Genomic DNA, 21,257 nt, shown 5'->3' with positions numbered 1-21,257 from the left:
TGGCACGGTGTTAACTACTACAACGATATCTTTCTACCTCAGGTGTGTTCAAATCACTTAGCTGTGCTTGAATGCAAACAGAAAGAAGATTAAGTGATAGGTGGCTTGATTTTTTGCAGCTATTTCTTCAGAGGATATTAGTAATATTTTATCGCATGAAAATATTGACAAGTTGATTTTTTAATCAATTTCTGTTGAGGTTGAATCATTAAGAGCTTTTAAAAAAACAGGCCGAACTGTTATGTTGAATTCAATGGTGAGGTGATTTTATCTTAACCGGTTAAGGCTGGCATTCACAAGTTGATCTGCTTGCCTAGTCGTTTCTGGTAAACGATATTTAGGTGAAAGCTTCAGAATCCAATCACAAGCAGTTGATAATGAAATACGGTGACCAATTGAAACGTAGATAGGATTGATCCTTGTCTGAGTTCTCAACACATTACCAATTACTTCATTGTGATCCATTAGAGGTGCAATAGCCCCTCTTATTGGACTTGGATCTTGATGTTCGCCGAGTAATCGTGTTTTACAAAGAATACAGGACAGCCATATCTTTTTGATGTTTCGCACAGTCTTGACTAGGCTTTGAAATACCCATCAAAGCTCAGTCGAGGTTGGTTATGACCACCGCCCGTCGTCAGTTGATAGATGCTGAAAGTACGCCCTTTTACCACGTGATTAACCGTTGCGTGAGAAGGGCATTTTTGTGTGGTGAAGATGCACTGTCGGGGCGCAGTTACGAACATAGACGTGGCTGGATAGTGGATAAAATCAGGCAGTTGTCGTCAATATTCTGCATCGACGTTTGCGCTTATGCGGTTATGAGTAATCACTACCATTTGGTGCTCAAAATCGACCTTGCTGCACAACAAGCGTTGTCACCATTTGAAGTCATTGAGCGTTGGACATTGCTCTTTAGTGGCAATCCTGTGGCGGCAAAGTTCCTCAAGGGCGATAGTCTCTCAGACGGTGAGCGAATACTGTTGGATACGCTGATTGGTGATTGGCAGGAACGCCTTGGCAGTATCAGTTGGTTTATGCGCTGTTTAAACGAAGATATCGCCCGCAAGGCCAATCGTGAAGATGGCTGCAAGGGCGTATTCTGGGAAGGACGTTTTAAGTCGCAGGCGTTGCTCGATGAACAGGCGCTGCTGGCCTGCATGATGTATGTGGATTTAAATCCCATTCGCGCCGGTATTGCAGATTCGCTGCAAACTTCTGATTACACATCCATTCAGGAGCGCATAGAAGAAGTTGCTGAGCCAGCAACTGCCAACACTTCACTTAAGCCTCTGCTGCAATTTGATGGTGCAGCCACTGCCACCGAACAAAGCGGCATTCCGTTTCACTTTGCCGACTATCTGGAGCTGATTGATTGGACAGGCCGGGCGGTGCGGGAAGACAAGCGTGGCTTTATTGCCTGTTCCAGGCCCAAACTACTGCTTGAGCTTGGTATCAGTGACGATGCCTGGATAACTTCCGCCAAGGAGTTTCGCCGTCAGTACAGTGGCATGAGTGGCCGATGGGATGCCATGTGTGCCATGAAGGCCAAATATGGCGGTAAGTGGTGCCGGGGTAAGCAACAAAGCCAAGCAATACATCCCCATTAACCTTAATCCGTTGGTGATGTTGCAGCAACAGGCTTAAGCCTGCCGTTGGCCTGCCTGGCAACCGCAGTTTTTGTATGAAGCACGCAGATTACTCATCTCAGAGAGTCTCATTTCCAAAAATCCGTCGTTATTTATCAGAGACTGACACCCTGCAGTGAGCTTTTCCTTTTCCTTATAGCTCAGAAAGTGTTTAGGATGTCCTATATATCTTATTTAAATGAACTTTGAGAGACTAAATATCAATATTAATGGAGTTAAGTCGCCGGAGTTTTCTGGTGAAAAATCATTGTTTGAAGAGTTGGCTAGTTTAGTTGGTAGCGAGATACCATCTGATTATATTCAGTTTATTTCAAAGGCAGATGGCGGCCATCCTGAAATTGGTTGTTTCAATGTTGTCGGTGATGATAATAGCGAAAACCGTTTTGATGTTGATTGGTTTTACTCTGTTGGTAATCCATATGTAGATACGGTGAAAGATATGCTGTCGAGTTGGGCTAGTGTCTTGGGAGCAAAGAAATTGCCGATCGGAAGAGATGCTGGAGGAAATCAATTCTATTTGAATTTGGCAGATGAAACATCATCTGTGTGGCTTTACCTTCATGATGAAGGCGGGGCTAGGCTAAAGCTTTCAAATAGCTTCTCAGAATTTCTGGATGGTTTAATTATGAACCCGGATTTTATTTAATGGAGTTGTAATGGACAGATATACCGGTAAACCGTTCCTTAGGCTTCTTGAGTGTTATGTTCTCAACTGTATCGATCAGCTTGATGATAACCAGCGAGAAACACTAGCCAATATGGAGCCAAAGTTATCCAGCGTATATAAAATGAATGGAAGTTGGCTAGATATAGTGAATGCCCAAATGGAGTTCCCGGAATCGCTGCCAGGACAGATAAAGGATTTTTGGTCAAAGTATTTAGACCAAGCTAAGGCGCAGGGAATGTCTGTTGATCCTAACGAGTTTGCAATATCGTTTGTTGATCAAAATTTCCCAGATGCCGTGTCATAAAATGTATTAGTCGCGACTTGAGCTGACAACTACTTTGATCTGACAACTACTCGTTTTCATCGATGCCTGTCAGATTAAATTTGAGCTAGCCGTTCATCTGCAAGAATTGATTTCCCATCAAGTAATGTGTCCATGGGGCGGTCACGATTCTATATCATTAACAGTTAATCCCACTTCATCCCTAATAGATAGGCTCAGAAGAATGTGTGGTTCTATTGGCAGGAAACGAAACTGTACCGAGTTTTACCCTTGAACAGTAACTGCGCATGGCTAAGACAAAGCCAGCAGGCCTGTTTTGCTAACGTCATCATCCGGCACAGGGATCCCCCGCTTTTCCAGCGCCTTGGCGCAAACATTGCCGTAATGCTGTTTAAAATGCGCCACAGCGGCCACAGATATGGCAAAATAGCGCCATTGCTTATCAACTAGACTCAGAAGATGAACAGGATCAAGAAACGCTTTGTGGCCGGTGCCAAATGCCCCAAATGTCAGGCTCAGGACAGCATAGTGCTGTTCAAGGAGAACGGCATAGAAACGGTCGAGTGTGTCGAGTGTGATTACCGCGAGCAGCAGACCGATGACAAGGTCAGCCATAAGGCGACAGGTGAAGTGATAGGCCTGTTCAAACCTGAATAATATTCTTTGAAACCCGCAGCGGATCCCGCTTTCTTTACCGGCCCTTCAATTGCCAAGGGTGGGTCTTTCCATTAATTTAAGGGTTTTGCTGTATTGAGGCGGTTTGCCCGCCTGTTGCCGCGAGTGCCGGGGCCTCTGGCCGTTTGGTGCTTGCTGTCTGCATAAGGATTTATATGCCAAGCTTGATTCGAATAGTGCTGATCGACACCCATCTGCCGGGCGTGGTGGAACTGAAGCTCGATGGCCATACCAATATCTGTGGTACCAACGCCTCGGGTAAGACCACGCTGCAGCGTCTGGTGCCTGTGTTTTATGGTGAATACCCCAGCCGGGTCGTGCCTTCGACCCGTGACAGCTTCGAGCGCTGGTATCTGCCCAGAGAATCCAGCTATATCATTTACGAATACCAAAAGAGTGATGGCTTGCTGTATCAGGCGGTGCTGGCCTCGGCCGGCGATGGCAAAGGGGTCAACTATCGCTTTATCGCCAAGGGATTTGAACTGGAAGACTATATCAAGTCCCAAAACGGCGACACTATTTTGTGCCATACCATGGCCGAACTGGGCCGCGAGATGAAACGCGCCGGAGTGAACCATACCAAGCTTTTGAATACCCGAGAGTTTCGCGCCATCATCCAGAATGACCGCACCTTGCTCAACACAGGCACCAGCCGCACTGAGCTGCGCAGCTATGCCCGTTTGTTCTCTCTGTGCGAGGCCGACCATTCACTGCGCCATATTGAAAAACTGGCCAAGGCGGTGCATTCCAAAGAAGGCAAAATGGAAACGGTCAAGTCGATGATCGCCGCCATTTTGGAAGAGGATGGCGTTAACCCGCCGGCATCAAGGCTCAATCCACAACGAGTCGAGGCCTGGATCCGCGAGAGCCAGCTGATCGCCGGATTTGAGCAGATCCGTCCCGAATTTGACAAGTTGGAGCAGGAGTTCAACGAGCTGCTGTCGGCCGAACTGCGTCTTGGCAGCCTGGCCAAGGGTTATCGCAATGACGAAGTGCTGGAAGCCCAGCGTCAGGAGCAAAATCAGACCCTGTCGCGGGAGCTGAACTTCCGTCTCAAGGCATTGGACGATGAGTGGAAAGAGCAGCGCGACGAGCTTAACCAGGAGCTGTCTGCCGCCAAGGGCGATGTCGCCAAGCTGGAGTATGAACTCGACGCCATCGAAAACCAGCATGCGGCGTTTCTTGATGCCGATATCGAACAGGCCAAGGCCAATCTGGAACAGCTGCCGCTGTGGCGTAGCGATCTTGATAACCTCAGCGAAAGACACAAGCTTCAGACAGAGAAGCACCAGGACATAGAAGCCGCCTATAACGCCCGCCGCAGCAAGATTGGCGAACAGCTCAACAAGGAGCTGGAAAAGCTGCAGCAGGAGCTGGATAAGCAACGCGAGGCCCGCGACAAGCAGCGTGAAGTGGCCCGGGAAGACTTGGCACGCCTCGATGCCGAATTCCGTGAGCAGCAGGAAAACGGCAAGGCCAAGTTCCAGGAGCAGGAGTACCAACTCAAGCTCAATGCGGCCGAGCTCAAGCTGCAGGTCGACAGTGTGACTTATACCGAGGAGGAGAAACTCAGCCTGGCGGTGTTCGACGAGCGTATCGACCGTGCCGATGCCGAGCAGGAGGCTGCCAACGCCAAGGTGGAGCGGCTGATGAGCGAAGAGCGCAAGCAGCGCTCACTCAGGGATCAGGCCAGCGAATCACTCAGAATTGCCGCGCTCAGAGTCACGGAGCGCCAGGGCGATCTGGACGATCTCAAACACATGCTGTTCCCCCAGTCCCACACCTTGCTGGAGTTCCTGCGTAAAGAGGTGCCGGGTTGGGAGCAGCACCTGGGTAAGGTGGTACATCCCGACTTGCTGCACCGCACTGACTTGCACCCCAATGTCGGCGTCGAAAGTGACAGCTTTTTCGGGATCTCATTGGATCTCAAGGCGCTGGAGATCCCCGAATACGCCAGTTCAGAGCCTGAGCTGAGGGCCAAGCTGGCCAAGGCCGAAGATGCCCTTCAAAACGCCTATGGGCTGCAGGAAGAAGCGGAAGAGCGCCTGGTGCAGGCCAACGAAGCGCTGGATAAACTCAGCCGCGAGCTGACCTTTGCCCGCACGGCATACAAGAATTTGCGTGACGATTTGCGCCGTCTGTTCGAGGAGCGCCGCACTGTGCAGGAGCAGATCAATAAGGCGTTGGCTGAGCGTAAGGCACAGGCCGGTAAACGCCTGACGCTGCTGGATCAGGAGATGAAGCAGCTGCGCAACCAGCACCTGGAATGGCTGGAGGAGCTCAAAGAGCAGGCGCTGGATGCCAGAATGGAAAAGAACGCCTACTGGCAGGAAGTGGTCGGCGCGCTGGAGCAGCATCTGGAACAGCTCAAAGAGAGCATCAATCAGCGTCGCAGTCGTGCCAAAGAGGAGCAAAAAGCCTGCGAGCAGTGGTACAAGAACGAGCTTAAGTCCCGCGGGGTGGATGAAGACAAAATTCTCGCCCTCAAGCGGGAGATCCGTGAGTTGGAAGGTGCCATTGCCGCCGCCGAGCAGCGCCGCAGTGAAGTGCTGCGCTATGACGACTGGTATCAGCATACCTGGCTGGTGCGTAAACCCAAGTTGGTGACCGACTTGGGCGAAGTCAAGCGCGCCGCCTCCGAGCTGGATCAGCAGCTGAAGAGCAAGGCTAACGAAGTCAAACATGCCCGCCAGCAACTTGAGCAACAAAGGCGCCAGTCTGATGCCGCTCAGGTAGAGGCCTCGGAAAACCTCACCAAGTTGCGCGCCTTGCTGCGTAAGCTGGCCGAGCTGAAATTGCCGCGCAACGATGAAGAGCCTCAGGGCAGCCTGGGTGAACGTCTGCGTCAGGGCGAGGAGCTGTTGCTCAAGCGGGAGCATCTGCTGGGTTCGGTCAGGCAGTATGTGGATCATTTCGATCAGGTGATTGCCAGCAAGTCAGGCTCCAGCCTATCCGAGTTCTGGGAAAAGGCCCGTGAAGAGTCCAGCTCTGTCAATGACAAGGGCATACGCCTGCTGGATTACCGCAAGTTGGTGCCGCATTTGGCCCAGTTGCTCAATGTGATGGTGCCGCAGTCGATTACCGCGCTGCGTGAACAGGGCCGAATCTTCGGTGTCGACCTGACCGCCTTCTACGATGTCTTGGCCGATATCGACCGCCGTATTGCCTCCCAGAGCGCCCGTATTACCCGCGAAGTCGGGGAGGAGCTGTTCCTCGATGGCGTCTCTGAATCTGCGGTCAGGATCCGCTCGCGGATCAGCGAACTGGAGTTCTGGCCTGAGCTGGAGCTGTTCGTCAAGGCGTTCCGTGCCTGGAAGGCCGAAGGCTTCACCGGCCTGCCGGATGAGCACTATACCAACAGCATGCGCCGGGCCCTGGATATTATAGGCCGCTCGGCCCTGACCGGCGGCATCGCCAAGTTGCTGGAGATTGAGCTGCGCCTCAAGGAGGGCAACTCGGATCTGGTGATCCGCACCGACCGTCAGCTCAACGAGTCATCCAGTCATGGTATGGCTTATCTGATTCTTTGTAAGTTTCTGCTGGCCTTTACCCGCTTGCTGCGGGGCAAGGCGGATGTCACTGTGCACTGGCCGATTGATGAGCTGGGCACCTTGCACCACGCTAACGTGAAGAAGATCTTCGATGCCTGTGAAAACAACAATATCAGCGTGTTGGGTGCTTTCCCCAACCCTGAGTCCGAGGTACTGAATTTGTTTGCCAACCGCTACATCATCAACAAGCAGACCAAGCGACTGCAGGTGGTTAAACCCAAGGTCGATCCCATAGCGCAAAAGCTCTCTGAGCTCTTGGCCAAGGAGGCGGTGTAATGAGCGAACTGCAAAGCACTATCGTCGGCTCAGGTGCCCTGATTGAACGTCTGCTCAAGGGTGAATTTATCTGCCGCACCACGGATGAGGAAGGTTGGCGCTCACTCAAGAGCCCGGCCACCCGTGACAGAGTCGAGGCCTATCTCAACCAAATCAACCGCACTGTGGCCCAGGCCGCCGAGGGAGAAGTCTTCTTCTGCGGTTATCTGCAGTTGGGAGAGGACGAGCGCAAAGTGATTTCGGCGCAGTTTCGCGATATCTGCCAGGCGTTGATCCCCATGGTGGAATGGCTGGTGTTGGTGCAGGAAGCCAGCGGCCAGGACGCGCCCCTGACCGAAGGCGCGGCGGTGCGGCTTACCGAATTGCAAAGCCGCATTGAGGATACGCCGGCGTTTCGCGAGCAACTGGCCAAGCTGAGCCAGTATCGCTTGTTCGGCTCCAGCTCAAGCAGTGTCGATGGTCAGATCAAACTGGTTTTCAAGCGTTTGCAGGAGCTGGGTTATCTGGTGCGGCCGAATCCGGAAAAACAGATCTATATCGCCACCGGCAAGCTGGATTACCTCTACGAAGTGATCCGCTTTATCGATGAAACCGAGGGCCTCAGTCTGGAGGCTCAGGCTGAAACCGCCACCCAGAGGGATCTGATATGAGCAGCAACCTGCATCAGGCCGGGGTCAAGCTGCTGAGGCTGCTTGGGCGTAACGCCGAACTGGTGATGGACGCCTATCTTTCCGGTAGCTTGGACGAGACCCGGCAGGAACCCGCGCTGCTGAAGAAGCTTACCGACAACGGTATTCTCTGGCGTCCCGAGCCGGACGAACCGCTTAGGTTGTCGCGTAATGTCAGGGCCCTGCTGGAAGAGGGCCTCAAGGATGAGCGTAACCGCCAGATCAACGCCAACGTCGGTTCGGCCCTGGCCACCATCAAGACCTTGGCCAATCACTACCGTGAGGCGCGTGCCAGTGTGGATTACAGCGCCGCCGAGGCCTATCTGGCGGACTTGACCGAACACGTATTCAGCTTCACCGAGAGCCTGCGTTACTCCATTCGTGTGCTCTGGGGCCGGATCAATAATGAGTTCGGTTATGTGGGCTCAATTAACGCCAAGATCCGTGAAAACGAGCTGGCCCAGAGCCAGGTATCGGAACTGCTTAACGGCCTGGAGCTGTTTGAGTTTACCGAGCTTGGCGAAATTGCCGGTGATATCCGTGAGCTGCGCCGCCTGCTGGTGACCATGTTGCAGGACACTCTCAGTGATTGCACCCAGGAGCTGAGCGTGGTGCAGGGGCGTCTACTGGAATTGCTGGGACGCTTCAGGCAGATCCGCGGTCGTACCCGTTTGCTCAAAGGCTGGTTGCTGTATACAGATTTGCACCCAGACTACCAGGTGGCCGACCATGTGGCGCACAAGCAGGTGCCTGTGCTGTTCAATCATGCTGAGGCCTTGCTGGCACCGGCATCTGTGGATGTGAACAACAGCGGTCAGGAACTGCAACTGATGGAGATGGTGGCCCGTATCAAGGCCATCAGTCGTGACCATCTGCCCAAGAGGTTGCAGGAGCACGATGTGCCGGTTGCGGTTAATCCTCAGGAAGACTTTGATATTCCTGATAACCCGCTCAAAGAGGCGGTAGATGAGTACTTCTGCGCCGTCATTGACTCGGGCCGCAACACTTCGGCGCTGGAATATCTGCAGCAGCAACAGCTGTCCTGGGATCCGGAAAGCTGGCTCTATCAGGTGATAGGTGGCTTCGAGGGGCTCAGTGAAGAGCACAAACGCTTCTTTGCCCTGGAGCCTTTGGGTGAACCCCATCCGCTTTATTCGGGTAACTTCATTATCCGCGACGTGGAAGTGGGGCTGAGATAAGCCCAGGTAAGAATGTGATCCGGCGCCGGTTTTTCCGTCTGCCATACCAGCTTTACATTGGTAAACGTAAGGCGAGACAAGATGACCAATATGGTTGTTTTGTCTCGCAAACTTGTTAATTTTTCTTACTATTCCACCTTGCTGGCGACTCTGGCTGCTCTGACCCTGTGTCTGCGGCTTTGTTGCGGTGCCAGGGGTCGCCACTTATAATGCTTCGGCCCGCCAGCGGGCACCTCATTGACTCGTCTGTTAATCAAACGTAAGGAATCGAATAATGCAAAGACGCAATTTTTTAAAAACTGCGGCTATTTTGTCGACGGCCGGTATCATCAGCCCTGTGATGGCGGCCACATCGAAGACCAAGGCCGTCGAGCATTATTCCGCCGACGGCCGCAGACATTTCACTCTGACTCAAGATTACCAACTGATCGCACCCGAGGGCTCAGAGGGCGTGGTCAAGTTGTGGATCCCGCTGGTGGAAGACACCCAGTTTCAGCAGCTACGCAAGCTGAACTTCAAAGGCAATTTCCAGGACGCCTATATCACTGCCGATAACAGCTATGGTGCCAAGACTCTGTTTGCCACCTGGCCTGATGCCAAAGGCAAGATGGAGCTGCAGTTGGTCATGGAGCTGGAAACCCTCGACTGGGAACCGCTGAAAAACGGTGAACTCGAACACTATCGCGCCCCAAAAACCATCCAGTATCCGGTGGATGTGGAGCGCTATCTGCTGCCCACCAAGCATATGCCCATTGATGGCATAGTGAAGCAGACTTCAGACAAGATTGTTGGCAAGGAAACCGACCCGCTGAAAAAGGCCCGCCTCATCTACAACTGGGTCAGCGCCAATATGTTCCGCGACAACGATGTTATCGGTTGCGGTACGGGTGATGTGGCCACTATTCTCGAGAGCGGCAAACTGGGTGGCAAGTGTACTGATATCAACTCGGTATTTGTGGCCTTGGCTCGCGCCGCCGGCATACCTGCCCGGGAGATGTTCGGGATCCGTGTTGGACAGGCTATTAAGATGGGCAAATACTCCAAGAAAGCATTCGGCAGCAGTGATGCCAACGGCCTGGCCAAGGTCAGTGGTGGTCAGCACTGCCGTGCCATGTTCTATCTGGCGGGGTACGGCTGGTTGCCGGCCGACCCTGCGGATGTGACCAAGATGCGTTTGACCGAGAACAAGCAACACCAGGATCCCGATGTGCAGGCGGTCAACGATTATCTGTTCGGTAACTGGGAAATGAACTGGGTTGGTTTCAACTTCGGTCGTGACTTTGATCTGGCGCCCATGGCCGAGCAGACGCCGCTGAACAACTTTGGCTATCCTTATGCCGAAGTGGATGGCGATCCTGTGAACTACTATGACCCTAAAGTTTTCGCCTATGATTTCCAGTCAACAGAACAGCTCTAAGGGTTTTTTGGCGACACTGGCAGCAGCCGTTGTTGCCGCTGTCGCCTCCAGTCTGTGCTGTATTGGGCCGCTGATCTATCTGGTGTTTGGAGTATCGGCAGCCTCGCTGTCGGGTGTTGAACAGTTGGGCTGGCTGCAAGTGCCCATGCTGGCGCTGTCGACTCTGTTGATCCTGCTGGGCTTTTGGCATTTGTATTTTTCCAAAAGGCCTCTGTGCACCGCGACCATGAGCCGCACCAGAATGTTGCTGCTCTACTGGCTGGCTGTGCCTGTGGTATTGGCGTTTCAGCTTTACCCTTTTGTATTACCTTGGCTGTTAGAGGTGTTTGAATGAGAAGCTTGTTACTGGTTTTACTGCTGCTGTGCACGCCGTTTGCCTGGGCGGGGAATCTGGTGGTCACCCTGGATGTCAAAGGCATGACCTGCCCTTTGTGTGTCACGGTAATCAACAAGGCGCTGCGCAAGACAGAGGGCGTGATTAAGGCCAAGTCCTCGCTCAAGACCCAGCAGGCCAGAGTGATAGTGCCTGAAGGTTTTGATATGGATGCGCTGATAAAGGCGGTGGATGAAACCGGCTATAAGGGCAGTATCAATAAGATAGAGCCAGAGGCCTAAGGACTAAGAATTAAGACCTAAGACCCGGTTCATTCAATAGGTTCAGCTTGCGCCAAAAGCAAAAGCTCTGTCCAAAAAAGCGTGCTCTAAGCACGCTTTTTTGATGGGTTCAAGCCTTGAGCAACGCTCGGCACAGTTTGACAAAGTCAGAAGAGGTGACTATGCCCTGCACCTTGTTGTGCTCGTCCACCACAGGCAGGCAGCCATGCTTGTTGGCGATAAAATAATCCACCACTTGGGTCAGAGGTGCATCGGCCTTGAGTGGTTCAAAGTCGGTTTCAATCAGATCGGCTATCAGGGTACCGCGTTCTTTTCGTTCCAGCGCCCCCTGACCGTAGCGGGTCAGCAGATTGACTACAGTGGCAATCATCTTTTTATGAGTGAGTATCCCTACCAGAGTGCCGCTGGCTTCTGATATCACCGGCAGATGGCGCACGCCCCGGGAATGCATCAGTTGGTGGGCGTCCTTGACGCTGGCGCCGTCACTGATACACACCACCTGGGTACTCATGATGTCTTTGACTTTCATTGTCTTGTTCCTTCACCTGAGCCCTGAGAGGGCTAATTCTCTGTCCTGTAAGGCATTTTGCCCCCTGTTACCGCGGGCTGCAAGTGCCTTGGCCTAAAGCGGACGTCATTTTGTTTAACCGACTGAATTTGTTTGAATATCAACAGATGTTTACCTGGTTGTCACAATTGTGTAATAGTTTGACTTCACAATCTGGACATCCGACCTCATACCAGCATTATGAAGCGTTTTTAAAGGAATAATAACAATGACCCGCAACTTCTCCCGTCGTGACTTTCTTGCCCTCTCAGCCAAAGGTGTTGGTGCTGCCGTACTTTCATATGGCCTGATGGGCTGCTCCAGTGACAATGATGACAATACTGTCGCCGCCGATTTTCTTCATGGTGTCGCCAGCGGTGATCCCACTCAGGATGCCGTGATTATCTGGACCCGGGTAACGCCGCAAACGGCGGGGGATGTCAGAGTATCCTGGCAGGTGTCCCGTGATGGTGCCTTCAGCGACTTGGTGACCACAGGTGAAATGGTGACCAATGCCGAGCGTGACTACACGGTTAAAGTCGATGCCATAGGGCTGGAGAGCGGCAGCCGCTACTTCTATCGTTTTATGACGGGTGACAAGACATCCACAGTCGGTATGACCAAGACCCTGCCCGAGGGCGCGGTCGATTCGGTCAAACTGGCGGTTATGTCCTGCGCCAATTTCCCGGCCGGTTACTTCAATGTCTATGAACTGGCGGCGCAGCGGGACGATCTCGACGCCATGCTGCACTTGGGCGACTATATCTATGAGTATGGCCGTGGTGGTTATGCCAGTGAACATGCCGCCGAGCTGGGCCGTGAGGTACTACCCGCGGGAGAGTTGCTGTCCTTGAGCGATTACCGTACCCGCTATGGCCAGTATCGCGGCGATGCCAGTTTGCAGAAGCTGCACGCCAAGCTGCCGTTTATTACCGTCTGGGACGATCACGAAGTGGCCAACGACACCTGGAAGGATGGTGCCGAAAACCATAACCAAGGGGAAGGGGACTTCGACGCCCGTAAACAGGCGGCATTGCAGGCTTACTTCGAATGGCTGCCTATCCGCCCATGGCGCGAGGGCAATCATGAAGAGATCTATCGCAGTTTCAGCTTCGGCGATCTGCTGGATCTGCATATGCTGGATACCCGGGTGTTGGCCCGTGACAAACAGTTGGACTATGGCAACTATCTGGATCCGGCTACCGGCGCTTTCAATGATCAGCAGTTTCTCGCCGACGTGACCGACACTCAGCGTACGCTTCTGGGCCAGACCCAACTGCTCTGGTTGCAGGGAAAACTGTTGCAATCCAGCGCCAAGTGGCAGCTTTTGGGGCAGCAGATACTGATGGGGCGGATGATGTTGCCGGCGGCGATAGCCACTCAGCAGCTGTCTATTCCGCAGTTTGCCGAGTTGGCGGCATTGGCGCAGCTGGCGGCTCGCGCTCAGGCCGGCGATCCGACACTGACCCAAGCGGAACTGACCTATCTGGCGGCCAACCAGGCCAAACTGACGCCGGAAGTGCTGGCACTTTTGCAACTGCCATCGATCCCCTACAACCTGGATGCCTGGGATGGCTATGCCTATGAGCGTGAAGTCGTGCTGGCCACTGCCCGGGCCTCGGGTAAAAACCTGGTGGTGATTGCCGGTGATACCCACAATGCCTGGGCCAATGATCTCAAGGACAAAGACGGCAACATGGTTGGGGTTGAGTTTGCCACCAGTTCGGTTTCCTCCCCTGGGCTTGAGTACTACCTCAACCTGCCTTCAGAGCAGATCCCGGCGACAGAGGCGGCCGTTGTAGGGCTGGTGGATGACCTTAAATACGCCAATCTGTTGAACCGGGGTTATATGACGCTGACCTTCAGCAGCGAAGAGGTGGTCAGCGAGTGGTTCTATGTGGACAGCATTCTGAGCAAAGATTTCACTGAAGCGGAGGGGCGCCGTGCCATTGCCCGTTCTTTGGATGGAAAGCCGGGGATCTTGCTTGGCTGACAAGTGCTTCAGGTATAGATAGTTTCAGACATGCCTGAGGCGTTTGCACCTTTTTGGATGAGTTGGGTTTGAAATAGGTGCCAAACGAAAACTTAAAGTCATACCTGAAAAAAGGACAGTCCAAGAACTGTCCTTTTTCGATTCAAAATATGGCCAGAATCTTTAAATATTTTCAGTCTGCCAGGTTCATTTATCAGTGCTTTTTTGCCAGCCAATTTACCAAGTATCACCATGTGCTTAATTAGCAGTTCTCTGCTGTTTGATGCGAATTTCCCCTCTCTAGTGAAATTAAAGATCCTTGAAGTGAGAAATAGGTCACAAATAAGCTTTTGCTGATTTAGCTCTATTAACAGACTCTATATTGATTAATTGGTGATGTATGTCACGCTAATTAATTGCTTCACTATCAAAGTTATACATTATGGTCATTTTGACCAGACAATTTGACCAATGGCTATTTGGAGCTAAATCCTGTTGATTTGTGTTTTTAAATTGGCCTTTGGTTTTTAATTCTTTTTCATAAATTAATTTTGGTTTTAATTTCTGTGGCCGCGATAGTGTGTTGTTGATCACATGTCTGTATTTGTTATTTATTGTAATTTCTTAGGATACTCCTGCTGTGAGTAAGGACTTTACCTGACTCGAGTCTGTGGCACCCATGCCGCAGTTGGAAATTGCACATAACAAGAGAGTGTGTGAAATGACAATGAACAGACGACAGTTTTTCAAACTCTGTGCTGCCGGAGCTGCAACATCTGCAATCTCTGCACTGGGATTGATGTCTGAAAAGGCATTTGCTGCGGTCAGACAATTCAAACTGCTCAGGGCGAAAGAGACGCGCAATAACTGCTGCTATTGTTCAGTAGGTTGTGGCTTGTTGATGTACAGCCAAAGCAGTAATGGCAAGAATGCCGAGCAGCACATCTTCCACATCGAAGGTGATGCCGATAACCCAATCAATCGCGGTGCCTTGTGTCCCAAGGGGGCCGGGTTGGTGGATTACGTGAACAGTCCTCATCGACTGAAATACCCTGAAGTCAGGGCTCCCGGCAGTGATAAATGGCAACGTATCAGTTGGGAGGAAGCGTTTAAACGCATCGCTCGCTTGGTCAAGGATGAGCGTGACGCGAACCTGGTTGAGAAAAACGCCAAGGGCCAAACTGTAAACCGTTTGACCAGTCTGGGGATGATGACCTCATCGGCACAGGCCAACGAAGGTTGCTTCATGACCCATAAATTTGGTCGTGCCATAGGCATGCTGGGCCTGGATAACATTGCCAGGGTATGCCATGCGCCGACACCGGCCGCCATGGCACCGACCTTTGGCCGCGGAGCCATGACCAACCACTGGGCCGATATGAAAAATACCGATCTGGCGATTGTCATGGGGGGAAATGCGGCTGAAGCACATCCGGTTGGCTTTGGTTGGGTAACCGAGGCGATGGAGCACAATAATGCGCGCTTGATTGTGGTGGACCCTCGCTTTAACCGCAGCGCTGCTGTGGCCGATACCTATGCTCCATTGCGATCAGGTACAGACATCACCTTCTTGCTCGGGGTCATCCGTTATCTGCTCAGCACCAATCAAATCAACCTTGAGTATGTTAAAGCCTATACCAATGCCTCGTTTATCGTGCGTGAAGACTTTGACTTCAACGAGGGGCTATTCAGTGGTTTTGATGAAACGGCCAACACCTATGACAAGTCTTCCTGGTTCTATGAATTGGATGATGAAGGCTACGCTAAAGTCGATCCAAGCATGCAGCATCCCCGCTGTGTGTTGAACCTGTTGAAAAAGCACGTTGAACGCTACGACCCTGATACGGTTTCGAATATCACAGGTACCCCCAAAGAAGCCTATTTGGATGTATGCAAACAGCTTGGGGCTACCCATGTCGACAACAAAGCGGCCACCTTCCTGTATGCGCTGGGCTGGACGCAACACAGTGTCGGCGCGCAGAACATTCGTACCATGGCGATGATCCAGTTGCTGTTGGGTAACATGGGGATCATGGGCGGTGGGGTCAATGCGCTGCGTGGTCACTCAAACGTGCAGGGGGCTACTGACTTGGCGTTGCTGTGCCAAGGTCTGCCTGGTTATCTGAAACTGCCACAGGATCAGGATATTAATCTTGAAGCCTACTTGAACCATTACACGCCCAAACCGCTGCGTCCCAATTCAACCAATTACTGGCATAACTACCCGGCCTTTACTGTGTCGCTGCTGAAATCTTTCTACGGCGATTACGCCACGGCTGAAAACGATTATGGCTATGACTGGTTGCCCAAATGGGATCAACAGTACGATATCAACAAACAGATAGACATGATGGTTCACGGTGAAGTGAATGGGTACTTTATTCAAGGTATCAATACCCTGAACTCTCAACCAGATAAACAGAAAGTATCCAAAGGTTTATCAAACCTGAAGTTTCTGGTCATTCTGGATGCCTTGGCGAATGAAACTTCAACTTTCTGGCGTAATGCGGGGCAGTTCAACGATGTTGATACCGCCAATATTCAAACCGAAGTATTCCGTCTGCCAACCACCTGTTTTGCTGAAGAAAGCGGCTCTATTGCCAATTCCAGCCGTTGGCTGCAATGGCACTTTAAAGGTGCCAATCCACCGGGAGAAGCCCTGTCGGATCCTGCCATTCTCTCCGGCATCATGCTGGAACTGAAACGCTTGTATCGTGAAGAAGGCGGCCGTTTGCCCGAGCCAATTGCAGCAATCAAGTGGGATTATGCCATCGAACATGAGCCAAGTTCGGAAGAGCTGGCGAAAGAGATGAACGGCTACGATCTTAAAACCGGCAAGCTGCTGAACAGCTTCACTGAATTGAAAGCCGACGGCTCAACGTCCTGCGGTATCTGGATCTACTCAGGTCAGTGGACAGAGCAGGGCAACATGATGGCCCGCCGCGACAACAGTGACCCATCGGGTAAGGGGATAACGCCCAACTGGTCATTTGCATGGCCTGCCAACCGCCGCATTCTGTACAACCGTGCTTCATGCGATGTGCAAGGAAAGCCAAGGGATCCCAGCCGCGTATTGCTCGAGTACAAAGACGGTAAGTGGCAAGGCATAGATGTGCCTGACTTCAATGCCAAGTTGAATGCTCAGGATTCGGCACACCCATTCATCATGCAGGCCGATGGGGTGGGGCACTTGTTTGCACTGCGCGATTTGAAAGATGGTCCTTTCCCTGAACACTATGAACCCTTTGAATCACCGCTGGCGAGCAACCCCTTGCATCCCAAGGTCACCAACAACCCAGTGGCCCGTATGTTCCAGGGAATGCGTGAAACCTTCGGGACCAATGAAGAGTTCCCATATGTAGGCACAACCTACTCAATGACAGAGCACTTCAACAACTGGACGACTCACTGCCGTTTGGCGGCCATTACCCAGCCACAACACTTTATCGAAATCGATGAAACCCTGGCGGCTAAGAAGGGCATTGCCAATGGGGATTGGGTGAAAGTGACCTCCAAACGATCCCATATCATCACCAAGGCTTATGTGACCAAGCGTCTGCAACCCATGATGGTACAAGGTAAAGCTGTGCACACCATAGGTATTCCACGCCATGGCAGTTATGAAGCGCTGACGCAAAAGAGCTATATCGTCAATGAGCTGACTTCTGCAGTGGGGGATGCCAATACGCAAACTCCTGAATATAAAGCATTCCTTGTGAATATTTCTAAAGCGGAGGGCTTTTGATTATGGCTTCTCAGGATATTATTCGCCGCTCGGGTACTGCAGATATCACTCCGGCCGCTCATGCCCGCATCGGCGCGGTACAACAAGTGACCAAGCTGTTTGACGCGACCAAATGTACCGGCTGTAAGGCTTGTCAGGTTGCCTGTTCAGAGTGGAACGACCTGCGTGAAGAGGTTGGTACTTTCCAGGGCAGTTACCAGAATCCTATGACTCTGTCTCCGGACAGCTGGAACATAATGCAATATCACGAAGTTGTGGATGACAACCAACTGCGTTGGCAGTTTACCCATACCGCCTGTATGCATTGTGCCGACCCGGCTTGTTTAAAAGCTTGCTCAACCGCCGGGGCCATAGTGCAACACGCCAACGGCACTGTGGACTTTGATTCTGACAAGTGTATCGGCTGTGGTTATTGTGCCAGCGCTTGTCCATTCAATGTGCCCAAAGTGAGCGCAAAGGATAACAAGGCCTATAAGTGTACTCTGTGTTCAGACCGGCTCGCTGTGGGTTTGGAGCCGTCATGCGTGAAGACCTGTACCACAGGGGCTCTGCGATTTGGAACCCGCGAAGACATGTTGTTCTACGCAGAAAAGCGGGTCGCACAGTTGAAAGAGCGGGGTTATGCCAACGCGGGCCTGTACAACCCTGAAGGGGTTGGCGGCAGTCACTACATGATGATTCTGCACAATATCAATAAGCCGGAAACCTATGGCATGCCGATAGAACCCCGGGTACCGGTTGCAACCGAAATCCGCCAGGACTGGTTGAAGCCTTTGGGCGCTGCCGGCCTGTTGGCCACAGCGGGTATTGCCTTGCTGCACAGGATTACCGTGGGTCGCAATATCGTTGAGGAAGATCAGCCCGGATATGCAGAGCCTGTCACCGAAGCAGAGGAGGAAAAACAATGAGTAACCAGCCGATGATTGTTCGTCATAAGCTCATTGACCGGATCTGCCATTGGGTCATTGTCTTTGTGGGCCTGGTCACCTTCCTGACCGGGTTTGCCTTCTTCTTTCCATCGTTTCAGTGGCTGAGTGGCATAGTGGGTACGCCACAACTGGCGAAAGTGATGCATCCCTTCTTTGGCATAGCTATGTGTGTGCTGCTGGCAGTGATGCTGCTGCGCTACTACAACCACAACAAATGGAACCGGTATGATCTGCCGTGGATGAAGGCCATTGTGTGGGTTTTGCTTCAGAAAGAGGAAAACATTCCTCCAGTTGGTCATTACAACCCTGGCCAAAAGATGTTGTTCCGCTCGTTTGTGGTTTTCGTGTTGGCGTTTATCGTCACCGGCTTCATGATGTGGCAGCCCTACTTTGCTCCTATATTCTCTGCCGAAGCGGTGAACTGGGCCACCTTGATCCACTCGGCCTGCGGCATCCTGATGCTTATAGCCTTGGTGGTGCATGTATGGATGGCTTGTTGGATTGAAGGTTCTATCACTGGCATGTTGTACGGCAAAGTGTCGAAGGCCTGGGCCCGCAAACACCATCCTGCCATGTTGAACGAACACGAGGATAACTGACCATGAGCCTTGCCGGCGAGATCCCATCAAGTTTTACCGACAGCTCCCCTTTGGCTTTGAAAGTGCTGATCACGGCCGATCCCAAAGAGGTTTACCTACGCCGCGCGGAGCGCTTGGCCGAGCTTGCCAAGGATTCTTCGCTGGAAGATTATTTGGCGCTGTGTCGCTCCATGGTGTTGGTGCAGCATAAGCTATGCGACACCCTAATGGGGCCGGCACCGGATATCGACATCGGCGCCACTATGCCACTGCGCGGGATCCAGAAAAATGGCTACTGGATAGCACTGTTGCAACAACTGCTCAGTGAACTGCTGGATACTGTGCCTGCCAATGTGGCGCAAGTGATACGGCAGTTGATGCGTCAAACACCCGAGCAACTGCAACAGTGGGCGGGCAGCCTGTTGGATAGCCGATTCAGCCAGGTACCGGCAGAATACCGCTTGTTTTTGTGGGCTGCGTTATCTGTTTATTGGAGTCATTGGGCAGCGGCCGTAGCCAGCCGTATGGATACCACTGAGATTAAACAGCAATCCATGTGTCCTGTGTGTGGCAGCCATCCGGTAGCCAGTGTGGTGGTTGATAAACCCCGTGAAGGCCTGCGTTATTTGCACTGTAGTTTGTGTGAAACACAATGGCATTTTATTCGGGCGCATTGCAGCAGTTGCAATCAAGCAAAAGAGATGAGTTTGTGGTCGTTTGACAAATATCAGACGCCGGTTCGCATTGAAAGCTGCGATGATTGCCACGGCTACAGCAAGATGCTGTTTATGAACCTAGATCCCAGGATGGATGTGGTTGCGGACGATATTGCCTCTATGGCTTTGGATGCCAAGTTAAACGCAAAAGGCTTTCATGCTACTACGGTAAATCCGTTTTTACTGGCAGATGAGCTCTCTGATTAGTTTGGTTATTGGTGTGAATGGCTAAAAACGCGAACTAAGCTCATAGCAACAAGGACGGCTCAGGGCTGAGACACAACAGCTCAGGGCTGTCCTTGTTTTTTTAGTTCTTGCTCTTTGACGCCTGCCGGCTCAGAAGGTTGTTTCCCTGCTCAGGGATGCTGCCGATGGAATTGATATCTGGCCTGATGGAACTCATCCGGGCTGTCCGGCGCTTCGCTCTCGCAGTAGTCGCTCAAGTGGGCCTGGCTCAGTTGCCATCCTGCCCGCTCGGCGATTTCCCGCAGTTCATCCAAGAGTGCTTCTTCCATGTCGAAATGCAATGCCTGCAGCATACTCGTGCCCCAGAGGCTGAAGCAGCCGTCATTGCTGTATTTGACCAGCGGGCTCTCGGCTATCGGGCGCTTGGCTTCACCGCGCCAGTAACCCAGGTACTCACCATCGGGCAGTTCGGCCACAAAGGCGATGTGCTTGCAGGTATCACTAATGGCTTTAACGTTGGCGGCTATTTCGGGGTCGGCCCAGTCATCTTCATTCAGGTAACTGGTATCCTCCCACGGTGCCCAATCTTCATCTTCAGGAAAGCGGACGAACAGCTCGCTTTCAAGCCAGTCTCGGCAATGTTTAAGCAGGAAGGCCAAATCTTCGGGGCAAGCTTCATTGCCCAGTCTGTGACTGGACATAAAGGTTGTAGGCATAGGTCCCTCTTGGTTGGTGTAAGTTATTGATGGTTAAATTCAATTTTCTTGGCGGCTTTGCGACAGTGGCCTGAAGATCAGTGAGGGAAAGGCCCGGCTCAGAAGCTCGCTGTCCAAAGACAGTGTTTGAGGCACTATGCCCTGTGTTTCCGGCTGCAACTTGCCAAACTTCCTTGGTCGATAAATTTTGAGGCTAGCCCGCGCCTCAAACAGTTGATATGGCGCCAGAGCCGAATTTAATTTGCGCTCCTTGAGGCCTAACTTGAGGCGGACATTGTCCCCGAGCCGCTCAGGCAGCAAGGTCGGCGCCAACTCGCTTGCCAAGTTGGCTTGCCGCTCCTTGGGGATCAAATAAGCACAGCAATCCGGGTTATCCAGCAGTAGACGGGTCAAGCGTTGCAGCCAAGGCGTCAGGGTCTCGCGGTCTTCCGGTGGCATCACCAGCAAGAGTTGCTGCTGGTGGAGCTCGTTGGCACGAAGATGACGAAACAGCCACAGGGGACCGCCGAGCAGATCGGACAGCTCTTTGAGCCTCGCCCGCTCGGCTTGGGCCTGCTGCCGCTGCTTTGCCAGCGCCTGCGACAAGCGCTCAACCGATATCTCTTCGCGTTTAAGCTGGTACAGATTCAGGTATTCACCCAGAGTTTGGCTGTAGAGCTCCAGATTGTAGCGCCCCTTACGGGGCACCAACTCGCCGCCGACAGAAAAGGGGCGGCAGTCACTCACTCTGAGGTCAGCGCCGAAATGGCGCCGACAAACCCAGGCTGCCTTGAGCCCTGCCAGTTTGGCCGGCAAGTAGTAGCGTGCAACTACCGGCAGGCTAAGCAATATCAGCAGGGCATACAGCAGCCAGTTGATGGCCTTCAAG

Annotated in this window: 19 protein-coding genes; 15 read left to right on the top strand and 4 right to left on the bottom strand. The window is 52.3% G+C overall.

Annotation, left to right across the window (positions count from 1 at the left end; all coding sequences use genetic code 11):
* Positions 1 to 267: 267 nt before the first annotated feature.
* A complete protein-coding gene (locus tag ACF8D4_RS20385) occupies positions 268 to 570 on the bottom strand; it encodes an endonuclease V (RefSeq protein ID WP_392466991.1) in 303 nt (100 codons plus the stop codon).
* Between the two features lie 50 nt (positions 571 to 620).
* On the opposite strand from ACF8D4_RS20385, the gene ACF8D4_RS20380 reads away from it, so the two are divergent.
* From ACF8D4_RS20380 to ACF8D4_RS20335, 10 genes are all read left to right on the top strand, one after another.
* Positions 621 to 1,610, top strand: a complete 990-nt coding sequence (locus ACF8D4_RS20380; protein ID WP_145839657.1) for a transposase — start codon at positions 621 to 623, stop codon at positions 1,608 to 1,610.
* Positions 1,611 to 1,827: 217 nt separating this feature from the next.
* Positions 1,828 to 2,295 (top strand): SMI1/KNR4 family protein, encoded by a 468-nt coding sequence (locus ACF8D4_RS20375; RefSeq protein ID WP_208128593.1) that lies wholly within the window; start codon positions 1,828 to 1,830, stop codon positions 2,293 to 2,295.
* Between the two features lie 10 nt (positions 2,296 to 2,305).
* A complete protein-coding gene (locus ACF8D4_RS20370; RefSeq protein ID WP_107110091.1) occupies positions 2,306 to 2,620 on the top strand; it encodes a hypothetical protein in 315 nt (104 codons plus the stop codon).
* Positions 2,621 to 3,058: 438 nt separating this feature from the next.
* Positions 3,059 to 3,256, top strand: a complete 198-nt coding sequence (locus ACF8D4_RS20365; protein WP_025890053.1) for a YheV family putative zinc ribbon protein — start codon at positions 3,059 to 3,061, stop codon at positions 3,254 to 3,256.
* Between the two features lie 173 nt (positions 3,257 to 3,429).
* Positions 3,430 to 7,101 (top strand): ATP-binding protein, encoded by a 3,672-nt coding sequence (locus tag ACF8D4_RS20360; RefSeq protein ID WP_392466986.1) that lies wholly within the window; start codon positions 3,430 to 3,432, stop codon positions 7,099 to 7,101.
* The gene (locus ACF8D4_RS20355) at positions 7,101 to 7,751 is read left to right on the top strand and encodes a hypothetical protein (protein ID WP_025011291.1); all 651 of its coding nucleotides are present in this window, start codon (positions 7,101 to 7,103) and stop codon (positions 7,749 to 7,751) included. The genes ACF8D4_RS20360 and ACF8D4_RS20355 overlap by 1 nt, the downstream gene beginning before the upstream one ends.
* A complete protein-coding gene (locus ACF8D4_RS20350; RefSeq protein ID WP_025011290.1) occupies positions 7,748 to 8,968 on the top strand; it encodes a hypothetical protein in 1,221 nt (406 codons plus the stop codon). Before ACF8D4_RS20355 ends, ACF8D4_RS20350 begins: the two co-directional genes overlap by 4 nt.
* 274 nt (positions 8,969 to 9,242) lie before the next feature.
* Entirely contained in the window at positions 9,243 to 10,385 is a 1,143-nt protein-coding gene (locus tag ACF8D4_RS20345) for a transglutaminase-like domain-containing protein (protein WP_071237224.1), read from the top strand.
* A gap of 16 nt (positions 10,386 to 10,401) precedes the next feature.
* Entirely contained in the window at positions 10,402 to 10,719 is a 318-nt protein-coding gene (locus ACF8D4_RS20340; protein ID WP_392467004.1) for a hypothetical protein, read from the top strand.
* The gene (locus ACF8D4_RS20335; protein WP_025011288.1) at positions 10,716 to 11,000 is read left to right on the top strand and encodes a heavy-metal-associated domain-containing protein; all 285 of its coding nucleotides are present in this window, start codon (positions 10,716 to 10,718) and stop codon (positions 10,998 to 11,000) included. The genes ACF8D4_RS20340 and ACF8D4_RS20335 overlap by 4 nt, the downstream gene beginning before the upstream one ends.
* 109 nt (positions 11,001 to 11,109) lie before the next feature.
* Here the strand turns inward: ACF8D4_RS20335 and ACF8D4_RS20330 are convergent, their stop codons facing one another.
* The gene (locus ACF8D4_RS20330) at positions 11,110 to 11,529 is read right to left on the bottom strand and encodes an HPP family protein (RefSeq protein WP_025011287.1); all 420 of its coding nucleotides are present in this window, start codon (positions 11,527 to 11,529) and stop codon (positions 11,110 to 11,112) included.
* 247 nt (positions 11,530 to 11,776) lie between these two features.
* Between ACF8D4_RS20330 and ACF8D4_RS20325 the strand changes: the two genes are divergently transcribed.
* From ACF8D4_RS20325 to fdhE, 5 genes are all read left to right on the top strand, one after another.
* Positions 11,777 to 13,540 (top strand): alkaline phosphatase, encoded by a 1,764-nt coding sequence (locus ACF8D4_RS20325; RefSeq protein ID WP_062793737.1) that lies wholly within the window; start codon positions 11,777 to 11,779, stop codon positions 13,538 to 13,540.
* A gap of 706 nt (positions 13,541 to 14,246) precedes the next feature.
* Positions 14,247 to 17,264, top strand: coding sequence for a formate dehydrogenase-N subunit alpha (gene fdnG / locus ACF8D4_RS20320; protein WP_392466981.1), 3,018 nt, complete (start codon positions 14,247 to 14,249; stop codon positions 17,262 to 17,264).
* Between the two features lie 2 nt (positions 17,265 to 17,266).
* Positions 17,267 to 18,172, top strand: a complete 906-nt coding sequence (gene fdxH / locus ACF8D4_RS20315) for a formate dehydrogenase subunit beta (protein ID WP_144131916.1) — start codon at positions 17,267 to 17,269, stop codon at positions 18,170 to 18,172.
* Positions 18,169 to 18,792: a formate dehydrogenase subunit gamma gene (locus ACF8D4_RS20310; RefSeq protein WP_392466979.1), complete on the top strand. Its 624-nt coding sequence runs from the start codon at positions 18,169 to 18,171 to the stop codon at positions 18,790 to 18,792. Before fdxH ends, ACF8D4_RS20310 begins: the two co-directional genes overlap by 4 nt.
* A gap of 2 nt (positions 18,793 to 18,794) precedes the next feature.
* Positions 18,795 to 19,694, top strand: a complete 900-nt coding sequence (gene fdhE, locus ACF8D4_RS20305) for a formate dehydrogenase accessory protein FdhE (RefSeq protein WP_392466977.1) — start codon at positions 18,795 to 18,797, stop codon at positions 19,692 to 19,694.
* A 149-nt stretch (positions 19,695 to 19,843) separates the two neighbouring features.
* Here fdhE and ACF8D4_RS20300 read toward each other — a convergent pair whose 3' ends face one another.
* Together ACF8D4_RS20300 and ACF8D4_RS20295 are read right to left on the bottom strand one after the other, a co-directional pair.
* The gene (locus ACF8D4_RS20300) at positions 19,844 to 20,389 is read right to left on the bottom strand and encodes a hypothetical protein (protein ID WP_208141278.1); all 546 of its coding nucleotides are present in this window, start codon (positions 20,387 to 20,389) and stop codon (positions 19,844 to 19,846) included.
* 39 nt (positions 20,390 to 20,428) lie between these two features.
* Complete coding sequence (locus tag ACF8D4_RS20295) at positions 20,429 to 21,256, bottom strand: hypothetical protein (protein WP_392466974.1); 828 nt, start codon at positions 21,254 to 21,256, stop codon at positions 20,429 to 20,431.
* Between the last annotated feature and the right edge of the window lies 1 nt (position 21,257).

The organism is Shewanella sp. YQ_9 (genome assembly GCF_043103185.1).
GTDB lineage: Bacteria > Pseudomonadota > Gammaproteobacteria > Enterobacterales > Shewanellaceae > Shewanella > Shewanella algae.
This window is presented reverse-complemented; position numbering and strand designations above follow the sequence as displayed.

Excerpts from the sequence above, each read along its gene's own strand:
- ACF8D4_RS20380 (WP_145839657.1), top strand. The coding sequence starts at position 621 with ATGACCACCGCCCGTCGTCAGTTGATAGATGCTGAAAGTACGCCCTTT.
- ACF8D4_RS20375 (WP_208128593.1), top strand. The coding sequence starts at position 1,828 with ATGAACTTTGAGAGACTAAATATCAATATTAATGGAGTTAAGTCGCCG.
- ACF8D4_RS20370 (WP_107110091.1), top strand. The coding sequence starts at position 2,306 with ATGGACAGATATACCGGTAAACCGTTCCTTAGGCTTCTTGAGTGTTAT.
- ACF8D4_RS20365 (WP_025890053.1), top strand. The coding sequence starts at position 3,059 with ATGAACAGGATCAAGAAACGCTTTGTGGCCGGTGCCAAATGCCCCAAA.
- ACF8D4_RS20360 (WP_392466986.1), top strand. The coding sequence starts at position 3,430 with ATGCCAAGCTTGATTCGAATAGTGCTGATCGACACCCATCTGCCGGGC.
- ACF8D4_RS20355 (WP_025011291.1), top strand. The coding sequence starts at position 7,101 with ATGAGCGAACTGCAAAGCACTATCGTCGGCTCAGGTGCCCTGATTGAA.
- ACF8D4_RS20350 (WP_025011290.1), top strand. The coding sequence starts at position 7,748 with ATGAGCAGCAACCTGCATCAGGCCGGGGTCAAGCTGCTGAGGCTGCTT.
- ACF8D4_RS20345 (WP_071237224.1), top strand. The coding sequence starts at position 9,243 with ATGCAAAGACGCAATTTTTTAAAAACTGCGGCTATTTTGTCGACGGCC.
- ACF8D4_RS20335 (WP_025011288.1), top strand. The coding sequence starts at position 10,716 with ATGAGAAGCTTGTTACTGGTTTTACTGCTGCTGTGCACGCCGTTTGCC.
- ACF8D4_RS20330 (WP_025011287.1), bottom strand. The coding sequence starts at position 11,529 with ATGAAAGTCAAAGACATCATGAGTACCCAGGTGGTGTGTATCAGTGAC.
- ACF8D4_RS20325 (WP_062793737.1), top strand. The coding sequence starts at position 11,777 with ATGACCCGCAACTTCTCCCGTCGTGACTTTCTTGCCCTCTCAGCCAAA.
- fdnG (WP_392466981.1), top strand. The coding sequence starts at position 14,247 with ATGAACAGACGACAGTTTTTCAAACTCTGTGCTGCCGGAGCTGCAACA.
- fdxH (WP_144131916.1), top strand. The coding sequence starts at position 17,267 with ATGGCTTCTCAGGATATTATTCGCCGCTCGGGTACTGCAGATATCACT.
- ACF8D4_RS20310 (WP_392466979.1), top strand. The coding sequence starts at position 18,169 with ATGAGTAACCAGCCGATGATTGTTCGTCATAAGCTCATTGACCGGATC.
- fdhE (WP_392466977.1), top strand. The coding sequence starts at position 18,795 with ATGAGCCTTGCCGGCGAGATCCCATCAAGTTTTACCGACAGCTCCCCT.
- ACF8D4_RS20300 (WP_208141278.1), bottom strand. The coding sequence starts at position 20,389 with ATGCCTACAACCTTTATGTCCAGTCACAGACTGGGCAATGAAGCTTGC.